The following is a 15,912-nucleotide window of genomic DNA, read 5'->3' as shown; positions in this document are numbered from 1 at the left end:
CGCATACCCTCACTCGACCGCTGCGACACCTCCCGCGACCCCGCCGTAGTCCGCGACCGCCCGCAGCGCGTCCTCTCGGGTTCCGCGGGCCGGGGTCGTGCGCAGGGCCCCTCCGTCGTGCCGAAGACGATCCATGAAGGCCCGCACCGCCGACGGCGGGGGAACCCGCGTCGACCCCAGGTAGCCGGCGAGGATCATGTCCTCACCGGATCCGGTCTCGACGGCGAGCGCCCACCCTTCGTCCGGGGTCCAGACGAGAGCCACTTCACGGCCGGGATACAACTCGAGCTCCGGAATGCCCACGTACGCCTCCCAGGCGCCGTCGTCGCGGGCCGCCCATTTCCCTTCCGGAATGCCCAGTTCCTGGGCGACCTGCTCGATGTACCGGGTGAACCCTCGGACCATCACCTCGTCACCTGACGGCCGTTCCATCACGCTCTCCTCACATCCGCAGGACCGGCACGGATCCGGCGGGACGGGAATACCCACGTCGGACGAATCCGACACGCTGTGTGTTCCCAGTATCCTCCCGGCCCGTCTCGTTTGGTCGAGTACTCGCACGGGCACTCGTCCGGTAGGTCCGAGGGAAGGGAGACAGCGCCATGCCCACATGCGATACCTGCGGAAACGACTACGACAAGACGTTCACCGTGACCCGCGCCGACGTCACCGGCACCTACGACAGCTTCGAGTGCGCGGTCCAGGGGATGGCCCCGGTGTGCGCGCACTGCAGCTGCCGGATTCTCGGCCACGGCGTCGAGGTGGACAGCACCATCTATTGCTGTGCGCACTGCGCGCGTGCCGCCGGCAGGCCCGAAGTCACCGACCGCGCCGAACACCACTGAGGAGGTGCCATGAGCCAGGACGTCGAGAAGCGGTGGCGCGATCCCGCGACCTTCCGATCCGCGATGTGGTACGCGGCGATCGTCGTCGCTGTCGCGCTGCTCGTGCTGGCGGTCGGGGTGGTGTGGGGACTGGCCGTCTCCGGAGACCGCTGCGCCGAGGAGTCGTTCGCGGTGTGCACCGCGCCGGCGAAGCAGATCCTCGCGTTCGGCCCGCCCGTGGTCCTGCTGATCGGCGGGCTCGGCGCGCTGTACCGCGCATTCCGCACATGGCAGCGACACGGGACGTGGCCGATCTGGCAGGGCGTCGGATGGGGTCTGCTCGTGGGGATGATCGTCTTCCTGATGTTCTCGTTCGGCGTCCTCGTCAGCGACTGAGAAACGCCGGGTTTGCCGGTCTCGCCCGGGGGTAGTCACGATACGAAACCGTTGCACCCCGGACGGACCACCGCATTCCCGGATCGGAGGACAGGATGACGAAGACCGGACCCGACGGCGCCGCGGGCACGCCCGAACAGCGCGATCCGAAGGACAGGCAGCTCGACGGCTTCCGCGTGGACCGCAACTCCGGTTACCTCACCACTCAGCAGGGCGTACGGGTCGACCACGACGACGACTCCCTCACGGCCGGCACCCGAGGACCGACACTCCTCGAGGACTTCCACGCACGGGAGAAGCTCACCCACTTCGACCACGAACGCATCCCGGAGCGGGTCGTGCACGCGCGGGGCGCCGGCGCGTACGGCTTCTTCGAGCCCTACGACGATTCGCTCGCCGAGGTCACCACCGCCCGGTTCCTCACCACACCCGGGGTGCGTACCCCGGTGTTCGTGCGGTTCTCGACCGTGGCGGGGTCACGCGGTTCCGCGGACACGGTCCGTGACGTCCGCGGTTTCGCGACGAAGTTCTACACCGAACAGGGCAACTACGATCTGGTCGGCAACAACTTTCCGGTCTTCTTCATCCAGGACGGCATCAAGTTCCCGGATTTCGTGCACGCGGTGAAACCGGAGCCGCACAACGAAATTCCGCAAGCGCAGTCCGCGCACGACACGTTCTGGGATTTCGTGTCACTGCAGCCGGAGACGCTGCACGCGGTGATGTGGCTGATGTCGGACCGCGCGCTGCCGCGCAGCTACCGGATGATGCAGGGCTTCGGAGTCCACACCTTCCGGTTCGTCAATGCCACGGGCACCGGAACATTCGTCAAATTCCATTGGACACCGAAACTCGGCACGCACTCACTGGTGTGGGACGAGTGCCAGAAGATCGCCGGTAAGGACCCGGATTTCAACCGCCGCGATCTGTGGGAGGCGATCGAGGCCGGGCAGTATCCCGAGTGGGAACTCGGTGTGCAGTTGGTTCCCGAGTCGGACGAATTCGCTTTCGAATTCGACCTTCTCGACGCCACGAAGCTCATTCCGGAGGAGCAGGTGCCGGTGCAGCCCGTGGGGCGGATGGTACTGAACCGGAATCCGGACAACTTCTTCGCCGAGACCGAGCAGGTCGCGTTCCACACCGCGAACCTGGTGCCCGGCATCGATTTCACCAACGATCCGCTGCTGCAGGCCCGCAACTTCTCGTATCTCGACACCCAACTGCTCCGGCTGGGCGGACCGAACTTCTCGCATCTGCCGGTCAACCGGCCCGTCACCGAGGTGCGCACCCACCAGCACGACGGATACAGCCAACCGACCATCCAGCGGGGAAAGGCGTCCTACCACAAGAACTCGCTCGGCAGCGGGTGTCCGGCACTGGCCGACGAGGAGGTCTTCACGCACTACGCGAAGCACGTGGACGGGCACGTGGTGCGGGCCCGCAGCGACAGTTTCACCGACCACTACAGCCAGCCACGTCTGTTCTGGCACAGCATGTCCGAGGTCGAAGCCGATCACATCGTCGCGGCCTTCGGCTTCGAGCTGGGGAAGGTCACCGACGTCGACATCCGCGAACGCGTCGTCGCCGAGCTCGACCTGGTCGATCACGGCCTGGCATCACGGGTCGCAGGTGAACTCGGCCTCGACGCCCCACCCGAGTCGTCGCTCGTCGACATCGTGCCGCCCTCCCCCGCGCTCTCCCAGCTGAACACTGCGATGGACAGCATCGTCGGCCGGCGCGTCGCGGTACTCGCGGCCGACGGTGTCGACGTCACCGGCGTCGACCGACTCGTCGAGGCGCTCACCGAACGGGGCGCGATCGTCGAGGTGCTCGCGCCCAAGGGCGGTGGCGTGCTCACCGGCGGTTCCGGGGGCGACATCGCCGTCGACCGCGCGATCAACACCATGGCGTCGGTGCTGTACGACGCGGTGGTGGTCCCGTGCGGGCCCGACGCGATCGCGACCCTCCGGAAGGACGGCTACACGCTGCACTTCCTGGCCGAGGCGTACAAGCACGCCAAGCCGATCGCCGCGTTCGGGGCGGGTCTGGACCTGCTGCCCGCCGCCGGGCTGCACTGCCCGGTCGCCGAGGGCCCCGACGTCCTCACCCATGCGGGTGTGGTGACCTCCACGGCCGCCGAGGCGTCGCTGCCGGGAGAGTTCTTCGACGTCTTCGCCGACGTCATGGCGCGGCACCGGGCATGGGACCGCGAGGTGGACTCCGTGCCGGCATGACACTCGCCGGATCCGGCACGCCGTGGGCGGGAGCCCATCGCGCGCCGGATCCGGATGTGTCAGATCTGCTTGGGCAGCGTGGTCACCGTCGCGCCCTCCTCCGTGCGCTCCGGCAACGGCTGCAGCGGCAGCGCGTCGCGGTCGTCGGCGAGGGACGACAAGTGCCGCAACACGATCCCCTCCCGCAGCGCCCACGGACTGATCTCGAGGCTGTCCAGGCCCAGTGCCGTCATCGCACAGTCGGCCACGATCGCGCCGGCGAGCACCTGCCGGGCGCGGGACTCCGACACACCGGGCAAGCGGCTGCGGTGCTGTGCGGGCATGCCCGCAAGCTTGTCGATCACCCGGCGCAGCTGGTCGAGCTGCAGTGTGCGGGCAACGAAGGGTCCCTTGCGCTGGGCCGGGGAACCGGTCAGCCGAGCCAGCTGCTTGAACGTCTTCGACGCCCCGACGGTGACGTGCGGATCGCCCTCCCACTTCAGTCGGTCCGATGCGTCGCCGAGGGTGTCCCGCACGTCTCGGCGCAGCCTCTTGAGTTCCTTCGCGGTGGGTGGGTCGCTCTCGAGATAGCGGCGTGTCAACCGGTTCGCACCGAGCGGCAGCGACAGCGCGATGTCCGGCTCGGTGTTGCGCCCGAGGGCCAGTTCCGTCGAGCCGCCGCCGATGTCGAGGACCAGCAGCCGGCCCGCGGACCAGCCGTACCACGCGTGCACCGCGAGGTAGGTCAGCCGCGCCTCCTGATCGCCCGAGAGGTATTCGGGGCGGATGCCGGACGCCTGCACGATCCGGTCGAGCACCGCGTCCCGGTTCTCGGCGTCACGGATCGCCGCGGTCACGAACGGGAACAGCCGATCCACTCCGTACCGGTACGCCGCGTCGACCGCCGTCGCCACCGCGTTGGCCGCGCGGTCCGCGCCTGCGACGCTGAGGGATCCGTCCGGCTGCACCTCGTCGGCGAGCCGGGTCGGCACCCGGATCGCGTGCACGGGCAGCGGGGGCGCACCGACCTCTGCCTCGACGATCTGCAGCTGGGCCGAGTTGGAACCGATGTCGAGTAGACCGAGCCTCACCCCCGGGGGGTACCCGGCCGCGGGGACGACGACACATGATCGGCGCTTCGTTCTACTGCGCGACCACCCGGAAGGTGTCGAGTTTCGGGTCGGTGGCGTCGGGGACGGCCATCCCGGCGGCGAGCCCGCTGCGCAGATAGTCGACGACCGCGTCGTCGATCAGCTCGCCGGGCACGACCACCGGAATGCCCGGTGGATAGGGCGTCAGTTGCTCGGCCGCGATGCGTCCGGGCGCCTGTGCGGCGGGCACGTCCTCGACCTTCTCCGCGAAGAACGCGTCCCGGGGCGACATCCGGGATTCGAGTTGCAGTTCGTCCGGTGACGGCAGGCGGATCGGCGGGGGCGGGTCGAAACCGTCCGCCGCGGCCGCGCAGGCTTCGAACGCCCGGATCAGCCGGTCGGCGGTCTCCGGGCCGTCCGCCATCGACATCGTCGCCATGATGCGGCGGTGGTCGGACAGCCCCATGTCGACCCGGCAGTGTTCCCGGATCCAGTCCGCGAACTGATAACCGGAGGCACCGGTCTCGCTGACGTCGACGAGGATCTGCAGTCGGTCCAGATCGTGCGAGGCTTCGTGGCCGAGCAGTTCGTCCTCGAGGACCTGCAGCCCGGGAATCTGCGAAAGACGTTCGCGCAGTTGCCTGCTCAGCTCGAGCGCGTCGCCCAGCAGCCTCTCGCCACGCTCGACCATCTGCCGGCGCCACGCGTCGATTCCGCTGTAGACGAGCACGTTCGGGCTCGTCGTCATCAGTAGGTCGGCGCACGTCGACAGGTGGGCGAAGTCGATGAGATCTCCCTGGGTGTGGAAGACCGAGCCCTGCTCGAATCCGGCACCCATCTTGTGGACGCTGACCACGCACACGTCGGCGTCGGCGTTCATCGCCCAGGTGGGCAGATCGTCGTGGAACGGCAGGTGCGCGCCCCACGCCTCGTCGACGATGAGCGGCTTGCCCCGTTCGTGGCAGACCTCGGCGATGCCCTCGATGTCCGCGCACGTCCCGTACGGGCTGGGTGAGACGATCAGGGCTCCCGCCGCGTCCGGATGCTTTTCCCAGCCTTCCCGGATCTGCTCCGGTGACGGTGGATGCGACATGTGCCGCTCGGCGTCCCACTGCGGGGTGACCCACCGCGGCTGGATGCCTCCGAAGATCAGCCCGGCGACGACGGATTTGTGGGAGTCGCGACTGAGCAACAGCCCGCCCGAACTGTGCCCGGCCACCGCCATCATCGCCGCTTTCACCGACAGCGAGCTTCCGCACGTGGAGAAGAACGCGTGCTCGGCGCCGACGGCTTCGGCCATCAGGTCCTCGGCGTCGGAGAGGTAGTGGTTGCGCGCGAGCCGGTCGTCGAGTCCGCCGGTCGCCAGCACATCGAATCGATAGGCGTCACCGAGCACGTCGAGTGCGCGCGGGTCGGCGCCGCGGCCCTGGCGATGTCCCGGCGGGCTGAATCCGTAGCGGTCCTGCCGGTGGTAGTCCGCGAGCGCGTCGAGCAGCGGCGCCCTCCCCTGATCCTTCCGATCTCCGCTCATGCCGCAGCGGGTACCCGTTCGGGACCGGTTCGATTCGGCACCACGGGGTACCCCTGCGCCATGGAACTGATTGCAATCCTCATTCTGATCGGCGTCGTCGTCTTCGTGATCGCCAAGAGATCGGGCCCGCGCCAGCAAGGATGAACCCCTCGTCAGCCAGCCGATCGACACCCAGCCGATCGACTCCGCCCGGAGTCACGGCAGGGCGGGCGCGAACCTGCGGTAACCGTCGCGCACGTCGACCCATCCGTCTCCGACACGGCGCACATCGGCCCACCGGACCAGGAACGTACCGCGGTGCCGCCACCGCAGATAGCGGGCGATCAGCGCCGGGGCGTCGACCGAACTCCGTTCGTATCCGAGGAACGAGCCCGCGGATCTCGGGCTGACCAGCAGCGCCGCCAGGGTGGGGCCCTCATTCCCCGCAAGAGCGAACCGGACGTCGACGACCGTGCCGAGACCGTTGCCGTCGCTGTCGCGGACTCGGGCCCCGACGATCTCACTCAACCGCACGACGACCTCCCGGGATCCGTCCGACGACGTGGTCGCGGACCCATCGTTCGATCCACAGGTGGTCGAGGTCGTCACCGTGCACGGTCAGGTGCACCGCCACGTCGATGCGGTCCACGTCCGCCCAGTCGATGCGGTCCAGCCGCGAGTCCGGCGGTGTGCCGCCGAAGATGCGCGTCGGCAGCGCGTTGCCGCTCAGGATCGCCTGCACCCGCGGCGGCGCCGCCCCGGCCGGGATCTCCCGTCCCGTTTCGATGCCGTCGAGCTCGAGATCGTCGACGGTGGTGACCGGGCGGCCGTCGACGTCGACGAGCAGCCGGTCCAGCAGGTGCAACCGCGCGTCGAGGACACGACCCTCGATCGGCAGCCGAGGCAGAGCGTCCGATTCGGTCACGATCCGGCTCCCGTCATGATCAGCAGGGGTACCGCAGCGGCCGAGGCGGCGACGATCACGGGCACGTAGGCCAGCGCGAAAGCGTTGACGACCCGGCCGTTGACGTGCTCGCCCATGTATTCGGGGTCGTTGGCGACGATGAGGATCGGAATGTAGGTCAACGGCAGCGCCACCGCCGAGAAGACCACAGAAACCTCGGTCACCAGAACGGGATCGACGCCGGTCGCGAGGATCGCGAGTCCCACGAGCAGCGACACGATCATCACCAGGTGGAAACGGGCGGCGTCCGCGGGAGCCCGGAACTTGCCCCACCGCCAGCCGAAGAACTGCGCGAGCGTGTAGCCGCTGGACAGCGTCGTCTCGAGGGCCGCACCGAAAGTCGCGGCGACGATCCCGACGATCGCGAACGCCAGCGCCAGGCGACCGCCGGCCTCGGCCACCGGCAGGACGATCTGGGAGAGGGATTCGACGCCGATGTTCTGCGGGAGCAGCACCACCGCGGCGCAGGCGGCCACACACACCGAGAGGACCCCGCCGAGCGGGAAACCGACGAGCACGTTGAGCCGGGCCTTGCCCAGGTCCTCGACGGTCCACTTCTCCTCGAGCGCACCCGACGAGAAGAAGAACACCTCGTACGGCGTCATCGCAGCCCCGAACAATGCGACCGCATAGAACCAGTACACCGCGGTCGACTCGGCTTCGGGGACGGCCGGGGCGAGGATCTGCTGTCCGAGTTCACCCCAGTCGGGCCCCGGCAGGAACAGCGCCACCCCGAACACGATCAGGCACAGTCCGGCCAGTCCGGTGACGTTCTCCATGACGGTGAAACGGACCCGCCAGATCACCAGCCACACCGCGAACGCCGCGACCGGCATCCACATCAGGGGCCCGACGCCGGACGCGAGTTGCAGCGCCAGCGCGACGCCGCCGACCTCGGCGGTCAGTGTCATGAGATTGATCAGGAAGGACGCTGCGAGGTCCGCCAGCGCCGCGCGGGGACCGAGACGCTCGCGGATGATCTCGAACGTCGCGCGCCCGCTGACCGCGGCGACCCGTCCGGCCATGTTCGCGTACAGGCAGATGCCCCCGACCCCAAGCACGACGACCCAGACCAGGCTCAGCCCGAAACGGGATCCGACGACCGCGTTGGTGACCAGGTCCCCGATATCGAGGAAACCGCCGATGGCGGTGAGAACGCCGAGTGCGACGGCGAACAGTTTCGTCACCGCGCGCCCTCCCCGAACGCCGACAGCGTGTCGGTGAGCCGGCGAAGTTCCTGGTCGAGGGACGCTGCGTCCGCGGACCCCGGCACGCCGGCGACGTGCCCGCGGGCCCGGCCGAGCACCGCTACCGCGTCGTCGAGGTAGCCGAGCAGCACGTCCCGGTGCGCCGCCTCCTCCGGCGACGCCGTCTCGGCGGTGGCCGTAGCGCTGTAGGAGGTGAGAACCGTCTCCAGAGCGTCGTCGAGCACCACGTCCGCGTGGTTACCGGTGGTGCGGTGCGCAGTGACCAGCGACAGTCCCAGCTGGGCGGACGCGGTCGCCGATGCCGCATCCTCCGCCGCCCGCGACAGATCCCCCTCCGTTCCCCCGGGCAGACCCGAGCAGCCGCACGACAAGGACACCGCCACGATTCCTGCGACCACGCCTCGCCGCCAACGCACCGGAACCTCCCGAGCTGCACCGCCGCATACGGTGCGCACAGGAGTACCCCGCGAACGGAATTTCAACCCGCACGGTCGGTTTCCTGCACACCCGTCACAGAAGGCGACCGTCTCCCCGCGGTCGGTGCCCCTCGGCGGTTCGGGAATCGGGACCGAGTGGTCGAGGTAACACCCTTCGCGGCATAATCGCGGAATGACCGATTCGACCACGGATACCCGCGCAGGACGGGAGCTGCGCGCCGACAGGCCCCAGCGTGTCGGCAGCTTCCGGTACATCGTCGCAACCGACGAATGGGAGTGGTCCGATGCGGTGGCTCGGATGCACGGATACGAGCCCGGTACGGTGCATCCGACAACGGAATTGGTTCTGTCCCACAAGCATCCGGAGGATCTGCAGCAGATCACCGAGGTGCTGAACGCTCAGCGCACGACCGGCAGGCCGTTCAGCAGCCGGCACCGGATCGTGGACGTCGCCGGGAACGTCAAGCAGGTCGTCGTGGTCGGTGACCAGCTGCTCGACGACACCGGCGCGGTCATCGGCACGTCCGGGTTCTACGTCGACCTCACCGAGAGCTACGCGGACGAGATCCGTGAGACCGTCGACGAAGCGATGTCCACTTTCGCCGAGTCACGCGCGATCATCGAGCAGGCCAAGGGTGTGCTGATGGTCGTGTACGGAATCTCCGCCGAGCACGCCTTCGAGATCCTCACGTGGCGGTCTCAGGAGACGAACACCAAGCTCCGGGCGCTGGCCCAGCGCATCGTCGACGTCGTCACCGGCGGATCCGGACCGAAGATTTCCGATTCCTCGCGAAACGAGTTCGACCACTTCCTGATGACCGTGCACCGGACGATCTCCCGCGAGGATCGCCCCGCGAGCCGCCCCTGAGCGACCTGCACCCCGGGCCGGCTCGCGGGTATCACCCGAACTGTCCGATTCAGCACAGTCCTCCCGAATCGGCACAATCCCCGATCGATCACGTCCTCATCGTTCGGTTCCGCGCTTGGTCACCGCGTCACGCATACGGTCGAGCAGGCCGGTGACCGGGCCGAGGATCTTGTCGCCCGGCGGTTCGTCCGGGGCGGACGGGTGCGGCCGCGTCGGCGCCAGCTTCTTCGTCGACTCCACCTTCTTCCCGAGGTCGATCAGTTCCTCCTGGGTGAAGACGCTCCGCATGTGCGGGAAGATCTCGCTCTCCTCCTCGGCGACGTGTTCGCGGACCTCCTGCATCAGCAGTGCGAGCTGGGCTTCGAACTCCGGCTCGTCCGGCTTCAACCCCTCCAGCCGCTTCATCGTTCTCTCGGCCTCCGCGTGCTCTTCCTTGGCATGCTCGGCCTCGCTTTCGCTGACCTTCTTCTTCACGGCCGGATAGACGTCGGCCTCCTCGGCGACCGAATGCCGCACCAGCTCGATGGTCACCTGGTCGGTGAGATCCTTGCGCCGCTGCCGCGCCTCGTCGGTTCCGATGCCGTGGAGTGCCTCGAGTTCGGCGAACATCCGTTCCACTTCGCGGTGATCGTGGGTGAGGACCTCGATCACGTCGCGCTCGCTCGTTGTCATCGCTACCTTCCCTTCGATTGCTCCAGTGGCGGGTAACCCGGTCCGGGTTCCCGGAAACCGTTCGGCCGCCTGCCGATTTCCGGACCGCGGGGTCGATTTCCGAACCTCTCGGGTGTGGCAGTCGACTTTGTGGGTATCCCTCGGTCGTCCCGGCCGGCCACCGTCGATACGGCCGTCACCCGATCTCGTGGGAAGTGAGCGAACTCGTGCGATCCGTTCGTGTTGCGTCGGTACCCGCCTCGCATGTCTACGTTCGGCACCTGGCGGATCCGGACGGCGACGGGGTGACGCGGATGCCGGATCCGGTGCCGGCGGACGGCCGCACGGTTCCCGGCGGCTGGTGGCCTCCGCTGATGCTCGAGCCCGGCTGGGTCACCGAGCACCACCACGAATTCGACGTCTTCCACGTGCATTTCGGATTCGACGCGATCGAGCCTGCCCAGCTCGAGGACATCGTCGCCGAGCTCGACGACCATCGAATCCCGTTGGTGTACACGGTGCACGATCTTCGTAATCCGCACCACGACACTCCGGGTGCACACGAGAAACAACTCGACGTCCTGATCCGCGGCGCCACCGAACTGATCACCCTCACCCCCGGCGCGGCGGCACGCATCCACGAGGTGTGGGGGCGCTCCGCCACGGTCGTCCCGCATCCGCACGTCGTGGAGAAGGAGTGGTTCGACCGCCCGCGCCCGGCCGAGGACCGGTTCGTGGTCGGTGTGCACGCGAAGAGCCTGCGCGCGAACATGGACGTGCTGCCCATCGTCGAAACACTGTCCGAGACAATCGGTTCGCTGCCCGGAGCGATCCTGCGCATCGACCTCCACGACGAGATCTTCGATCCGGGCAATCATTGGTACGCACCCGACACCGGAGCCGCACTGACGACCTTCGCGGACCGCCCCGGCGTCGAGGTGCTGGTCCACCCCTACTTCTCCGACGACGAGTTGTGGCGCTACCTCTCGTCGCTGACCGTCTCGGTCCTGCCCTACCGCTTCGGCACGCACTCGGGGTGGCTGGAGGCCTGCCACGACCTGGGAACCGCCGTCGCCGCGCCGAGCTGCGGCTTCTACGGGCAGCAACAACCGTGCGCGGTCTTCGAATTCGACGAGCACCGGTTCGATCCCGATTCGCTCGACCGCGGCATCCGCGATCTGTACCACCGCCCTCGGCCTCTTCCTCGGCCCGCATGGGAGAGCCGGCTCGCCCAGCGCCGGAACATCGCGCGCACCCACCGGGATCTCTACGAGCGGGCACTGCGTGAACGGGGACGGTCGTGAGCACCGGGTCGCTGCGGATCGCGCTGATCGCGTCCAACAGGTACCCCATCCGCGAGCCGTTCGCCGGTGGACTCGAGGCGCACATCTGGCACCTGGCCCACGCGCTCACCGATGCCGGGCACCGCGTCACGCTGTTCGCAGCGGAAGGATCGGATCCCGGTCTGCACGCCACGTTTCTCGACGTCCACGAGTTCGCCCCGAGCGCGGCCGCACGCACCGACGAATCGATGGTGCCGGAAACGTTTCTCGCGGACCACCACGCGTATCTGTCGTTGATGCTGCAGCTGGCCGGACCGCTCGCCGGGCGCTTCGACGTGATCCACAACCACAGCCTCCACTACCTGCCGGTGGCAATGGCGCACACGCTCGACGTTCCGGTGGTGTGCACGCTCCACACGCCCCCGACGCCGTGGATCGAATCCGCGCTGGCCACGCCCGGCGGGTGTCCCGCCACCTTCGTCGCGGTGAGCCGTCACACCGCCGCGGCGTGGCGTCATGCGCTCGGGACACCCGCGACCGTGATCCACAACGGGGTGAACCTGCAGGCCTGGCCGCCCGGCCCCGGCGGAACCGACCTGATGTGGTTCGGTCGCCTCGTTCCGGAGAAGGGTGCGCACCTGGCGATCGACGCGGCCCGGCGCTCCGGCCGAAGACTCCGGATCGCCGGACCGATCTGCGCCCCTTCCTATTTCGACGAGCACATCGCCCCGCACCTCGGTGACGACGTGATCCATCTCGGGCATCTCGATCGTGCCGATCTCGCCGAGGAGGTGGGTCGCGCCGCCGCCGTCCTGGTGACACCCTGCTGGGACGAGCCCTATGGTCTGGTCGTCGCCGAGGCGCTGGCCTGCGGAACCCCGGTGGTGGCGTTCGCGCGCGGTGCGATCCCCGAACTCCTCACACCCGACTGCGGGGTTCTCGTCCCTGACGGGGACACCGCCGCGATGGCCGAGGCCGTGCCCGTCGCAGCGACTCTCCCGCGCGAGGCGGCACGGGCGCGGGCGCAGTCGTACTGCTCCGAGCAGGTCATGGTCGCCACCTACCTCGACCTCTACCGGGACCTGCTCCGAACAGCATGTCCCCGAGTGGGTGTCACCTGATGATCGGCTACTACATCCACCATCACGGCCACGGGCACCGCTCCCGCGCCGCGGCGATCTGCGCCCACCTCGGCATCCCGGTCACCGCTCTGTGCTCCGAGCCGGTTTCCGATCCGGACGGCGTCTTCACCGAGACGGTGGTCCTCCCCCGCGACGACGCCGCGCCGACCGCGCAGGACCCGACCGCGTTCGGGACCCTGCACTGGGTTCCCCGTCTCGATCCCGGCCTGCGACGCCGTCAGGCTGCATTGGCCGCGTGGATCGAACGGGCGCGGCCCACCGCGATCGTCGTGGACGTGTCCGTCGAGATCGCGCTGACGGCACGACTGTTCGGCATTCCCGTGGTGACGGTCGCCATGCCCGGAAACCGCACGGACGCAGCGCATCAGCTGGCCTACCGATTGTCCGATCGCATCATCGCGGCCTGGCCGCGCGCGATGTACGAACCGGAATGGCTGCAGCCGTTCGCCGACCGGACCAGCTTTGTGGGAGGCATCAGCCGCTTCGACGGACGGTCCTCGTCGCAGTTCCGTCCCGACGAGGACACGGTGCTGGTTCTCGGCGGCAGCGGAGGATCCTCCCTCACTGCCGCGGACCTCGAGGCCTACTCCGAGTGCGATCCGCGCTTCGCGTGGGAGGGTCTCGGCATCGCCGGCCGGGAGTGGGTCGACGACCCGTGGCCGGCGCTGTGCCGCGCACACGTCGTCGTCGGCCACGCCGGTCAGAACACGGTCGCCGACATCGCCGCGGCACGCCGGCCCGCCGTGCTCGTCGCCGAGCCACGGCCCTTCGACGAACAACGCGCCACCGTCACCGCCCTCGATCACGCCGGCCTCGCCGTGGCTCTGACCGGCTGGCCGGAGGCGCAGGCGTGGCCCGGGTTGCTCGATCGTGCCCGCCGGTCCGATCCGGGTCGCTGGGATCTGTGGGGCACGGAGGGTGCTGCCGCGCGGGCCGCGGCAGCGATCGAGAAGGTCGCCGGCGAATCGAGCTGCGCGTGAAGACCTGCGTGGTGACCATTGCAGCACATCGGCACCGGCACCTGAGCTTGCAGTTGCGCGGGTTGTACCGCGGCGACCGACGTCCCGACCGGCACGTCGTCGTCGCGATGGGCGACCCCGGCGTGGCATCGACCGTCGCTCGTACCGGCAGCGACGCCTGCATCGTGTTCATGCCTCACGCCGAAGGCCCGCTCCCCCTCGCCGCGGCCCGCAATCTCGGGGCGGACCGTGCGCTCGATCTCGGGGCAGAGCTGCTCGTGTTCCTCGACGTGGACTGCATTCCCGCGCCCGGGATGCTGCGTCGCTACGAGGATGTCGCAGGCGACGAGCGCTATCGGGATGCGCTGCTGTGCGGGCCGGTCACATACCTCCCACCGCCGCCGGAGAACGGCTACGACCTGGACCGGCTGCCGGAAATGGTCGATCCCCATCCCGCCCGGCCTGTACCGGCCGACGATGCCGTTCTTCCGTCACGAGACCATCACCTGTTCTGGTCGCTGTCGTTCGCGACGACCGCCACCACCTGGCGGCGGCTCGGCGGTTTCTGCACCGACTACACCGGTTACGGTGGCGAGGACACCGACTTCGGTTGCACGGCAGCACGATCCGATGTGGAACTTGCGTGGGTCGGGGGTGCTCACGCGTTCCACCAATATCACCCGGTGTCCGACCCGCCCGTCGAGCACGTTCACGACATCGTCACCAACGCAACAATTTTCCAACGAAGGTGGGGATGGTGGCCGATGCGGGGGTGGCTCGACGGTTTCGCCGAACTGGGTCTGGTCCGTTACGACACCCGCCGCGGCCGTTGGATCTGCACGGCCGCGGCTCGGTGACAGCTCGGCGTCCCTCCCCGGGCGCCTCTACACGGAGTGCCGGCCCTCCCGGCTCGCGTCACCCTCGTCCGTTCGGACCTGGTCCGTTCGCACCTCGTCCGTCCGCACCCGGTCCGTTCGCAGATCCCGCCTCGGCTCCGTATCGTCCGCCGAAGCCCGGGACTCGGCGGGCGCCGAGGGCGCGGCGGCGTCGGGATCGAGCCGGTCGGCGCGCTCACGCTGCTCGTCCAGCTCGCTGCGAACCGATTCCGCCTCCTCCCGCTGTACTTTCGCGCGGCTTGCGAGGCGGGCCGCCTCGGCCTGCTTCTCGGAAGCCTCCGCGGCTGCCCGGCGGGCCTTGGCAGCGGTCTCGTCGGCGATGGCCGCGCGCTGTTCCGCGACCGGGGCACGTTCGGCGACCTGTGCCCGCAGATGCGCAGCCTCGGTGCGACGATGTTGCGTCCGGCGTCTGGTCAGCAACCAGGCGAGCAGCAGCACCACGACGACGATCACGATTGCCAGTACGATCCAGCCCAGCGCGTCCATGTCGAAACCTCCGATCGGATCGGGTTTTCCCGGGCATACCCGCCGGTCCGTCCCGGAAAACCCCGAGCCTGTCGGAATGCGCCGCCGGCGGGCCGGTCAGCGACCCCCGAACCCCTCGAGGAGCGCGGCGTTCACGGCGTCGGCGGGATGCACGGGAAGCGTGTGGTGCGTGGCGTCGTCGAGCACGATCGTCCGCGCATCGGGAAGGAGCCGCCGGACCGCTTCGTCGACGCGGCGGCTGTCGTGAACCTTGCTGCGCCGAGCGAGGATCACCGTGGTGTCGACGCCGAAGTCGCGGAATGCCTTCCCGGACGGCCTTTTCGGGACGATCGTCTTCGATGCCGGGAATGTCGCACCGAGCGCGAGAAGGTCCAGCCATCCCTCGTCCAGCGGGCGACCTCCGGTTTCCCACGCGACGAAGGTTCGTTCGCGCTGTTCGGTCGGGCGCAGCAGAAGCGGCAACGCGCGCAGCAGATACCCGGGCCGCATCCCCGAGAAGCACGAATTCGGGTCGAGCAGAACGAGTTTGTCGACGCGTTCGGGTCTGCGCAGGGCAGCGGCGAGCGCGATCATCGCACCGTACGAGTGCCCCGCGATTCCGAAGGTGTCCAGGCCGAGCCCGTCCACGACCCCGAAGAACCAGTCGAGCAGATCGTCGACGGTCCGTGGCGGGTGTGGGCCCGGGACACTACGTCCGGCATCCCCGAGGATGTCGACGGCATGGACGCGGTGCCGTGCGCCGAGTGCCGCGACGTTGGCGAACCACGCCGTCGAGGTCGCACCCCCGCCGGGTAGCAGCACGACCGGAGGCGCGTCCGGCGGCCCGTACGCGTTGATCCGGGTGCTGCCGTGTCCGGATTCGAGATCGATCGAGGTGGTGCCGTCGGGCCAGCGGGCCAGCACGGCGTCGTAGGCGCGATGGAAGGCGGTACCTGCCGGGGTGTTCGTGAATTCTTCGATCGTCGGTTGGGACATTGCAGCCTC

General features: G+C 68.8%; 18 protein-coding genes. 8 read left to right on the top strand and 10 right to left on the bottom strand.

Features of this window, described 5'->3' with window-relative positions; translation table 11 throughout:
* Positions 1-9: 9 nt before the first annotated feature.
* The gene (locus ACWDTS_RS03000; RefSeq protein ID WP_197255135.1) at positions 10-432 is read right to left on the bottom strand and encodes a DUF6292 family protein; all 423 of its coding nucleotides are present in this window, start codon (positions 430-432) and stop codon (positions 10-12) included.
* A gap of 170 nt (positions 433-602) precedes the next feature.
* On the opposite strand from ACWDTS_RS03000, the gene ACWDTS_RS02995 reads away from it, so the two are divergent.
* The 3 genes from ACWDTS_RS02995 to ACWDTS_RS02985 all read left to right on the top strand — a co-directional run bounded on the left by ACWDTS_RS02995 (position 603) and on the right by ACWDTS_RS02985 (position 3,454).
* Positions 603-845 carry a hypothetical protein gene (locus ACWDTS_RS02995; protein ID WP_197255133.1) on the top strand — a complete coding sequence of 81 codons (243 nt, stop codon included), beginning with the start codon at positions 603-605 and terminating at the stop codon, positions 843-845.
* Between the two features lie 9 nt (positions 846-854).
* On the top strand, positions 855-1,220 hold the full coding sequence (locus tag ACWDTS_RS02990; protein WP_197255132.1) for a hypothetical protein: 366 nt from the start codon (positions 855-857) through the stop codon (positions 1,218-1,220).
* A 95-nt stretch (positions 1,221-1,315) separates the two neighbouring features.
* Entirely contained in the window at positions 1,316-3,454 is a 2,139-nt protein-coding gene (locus tag ACWDTS_RS02985; protein WP_450117559.1) for a catalase, read from the top strand.
* 59 nt (positions 3,455-3,513) lie between these two features.
* Here the strand turns inward: ACWDTS_RS02985 and ACWDTS_RS02980 are convergent, their stop codons facing one another.
* From ACWDTS_RS02980 to ACWDTS_RS02955, 6 genes are all read right to left on the bottom strand, one after another.
* The gene (locus ACWDTS_RS02980; protein ID WP_450109689.1) at positions 3,514-4,524 is read right to left on the bottom strand and encodes a Ppx/GppA phosphatase family protein; all 1,011 of its coding nucleotides are present in this window, start codon (positions 4,522-4,524) and stop codon (positions 3,514-3,516) included.
* 52 nt (positions 4,525-4,576) lie between these two features.
* Entirely contained in the window at positions 4,577-6,055 is a 1,479-nt protein-coding gene (locus ACWDTS_RS02975; protein WP_450109688.1) for an aminotransferase class I/II-fold pyridoxal phosphate-dependent enzyme, read from the bottom strand.
* 195 nt (positions 6,056-6,250) lie between these two features.
* Positions 6,251-6,568, bottom strand: coding sequence for a PRC-barrel domain-containing protein (locus ACWDTS_RS02970; protein ID WP_450117558.1), 318 nt, complete (start codon positions 6,566-6,568; stop codon positions 6,251-6,253).
* Positions 6,555-6,959, bottom strand: coding sequence for a hypothetical protein (locus ACWDTS_RS02965; RefSeq protein ID WP_248673154.1), 405 nt, complete (start codon positions 6,957-6,959; stop codon positions 6,555-6,557). The genes ACWDTS_RS02970 and ACWDTS_RS02965 overlap by 14 nt, the downstream gene beginning before the upstream one ends.
* On the bottom strand, positions 6,956-8,185 hold the full coding sequence (locus ACWDTS_RS02960) for an NRAMP family divalent metal transporter (RefSeq protein ID WP_450117557.1): 1,230 nt from the start codon (positions 8,183-8,185) through the stop codon (positions 6,956-6,958). Before ACWDTS_RS02960 ends, ACWDTS_RS02965 begins: the two co-directional genes overlap by 4 nt.
* Positions 8,182-8,589: a hypothetical protein gene (locus tag ACWDTS_RS02955; protein ID WP_248673153.1), complete on the bottom strand. Its 408-nt coding sequence runs from the start codon at positions 8,587-8,589 to the stop codon at positions 8,182-8,184. Before ACWDTS_RS02955 ends, ACWDTS_RS02960 begins: the two co-directional genes overlap by 4 nt.
* 226 nt (positions 8,590-8,815) lie before the next feature.
* Between ACWDTS_RS02955 and ACWDTS_RS02950 the strand changes: the two genes are divergently transcribed.
* Positions 8,816-9,511, top strand: coding sequence for a PAS and ANTAR domain-containing protein (locus ACWDTS_RS02950; RefSeq protein WP_197255125.1), 696 nt, complete (start codon positions 8,816-8,818; stop codon positions 9,509-9,511).
* A gap of 96 nt (positions 9,512-9,607) precedes the next feature.
* Here ACWDTS_RS02950 and ACWDTS_RS02945 read toward each other — a convergent pair whose 3' ends face one another.
* Positions 9,608-10,183: a hemerythrin domain-containing protein gene (locus tag ACWDTS_RS02945; protein ID WP_248673152.1), complete on the bottom strand. Its 576-nt coding sequence runs from the start codon at positions 10,181-10,183 to the stop codon at positions 9,608-9,610.
* A 293-nt stretch (positions 10,184-10,476) separates the two neighbouring features.
* On the opposite strand from ACWDTS_RS02945, the gene ACWDTS_RS02940 reads away from it, so the two are divergent.
* Genes ACWDTS_RS02940 through ACWDTS_RS02925 form a run of 4 tightly spaced genes read left to right on the top strand, consistent with a single transcriptional unit; the run spans position 10,477 to position 14,403 of the window.
* Positions 10,477-11,466: a glycosyltransferase family 1 protein gene (locus ACWDTS_RS02940; RefSeq protein WP_450117556.1), complete on the top strand. Its 990-nt coding sequence runs from the start codon at positions 10,477-10,479 to the stop codon at positions 11,464-11,466.
* On the top strand, positions 11,463-12,566 hold the full coding sequence (locus ACWDTS_RS02935) for a glycosyltransferase family 4 protein (RefSeq protein ID WP_450117555.1): 1,104 nt from the start codon (positions 11,463-11,465) through the stop codon (positions 12,564-12,566). The genes ACWDTS_RS02940 and ACWDTS_RS02935 overlap by 4 nt, the downstream gene beginning before the upstream one ends.
* Complete coding sequence (locus tag ACWDTS_RS02930; protein ID WP_450117554.1) at positions 12,566-13,567, top strand: glycosyltransferase; 1,002 nt, start codon at positions 12,566-12,568, stop codon at positions 13,565-13,567. Before ACWDTS_RS02935 ends, ACWDTS_RS02930 begins: the two co-directional genes overlap by 1 nt.
* Positions 13,564-14,403, top strand: coding sequence for a glycosyltransferase family 2 protein (locus ACWDTS_RS02925; protein WP_450117553.1), 840 nt, complete (start codon positions 13,564-13,566; stop codon positions 14,401-14,403). Before ACWDTS_RS02930 ends, ACWDTS_RS02925 begins: the two co-directional genes overlap by 4 nt.
* 27 nt (positions 14,404-14,430) lie before the next feature.
* On the opposite strand, the gene ACWDTS_RS02920 is transcribed toward ACWDTS_RS02925, so the two are convergent.
* Positions 14,431-14,943: a hypothetical protein gene (locus ACWDTS_RS02920; RefSeq protein ID WP_450109694.1), complete on the bottom strand. Its 513-nt coding sequence runs from the start codon at positions 14,941-14,943 to the stop codon at positions 14,431-14,433.
* 81 nt (positions 14,944-15,024) lie between these two features.
* Positions 15,025-15,903, bottom strand: a complete 879-nt coding sequence (locus tag ACWDTS_RS02915) for an alpha/beta fold hydrolase (protein ID WP_197255117.1) — start codon at positions 15,901-15,903, stop codon at positions 15,025-15,027.
* Positions 15,904-15,912 lie beyond the last annotated feature (9 nt).

This window comes from Rhodococcus sp. NPDC003383 (assembly GCF_053589115.1).
The sequence above is the reverse complement of the archived record's forward strand: the minus strand, read 5'-3'. Positions and strand labels throughout refer to the sequence as shown.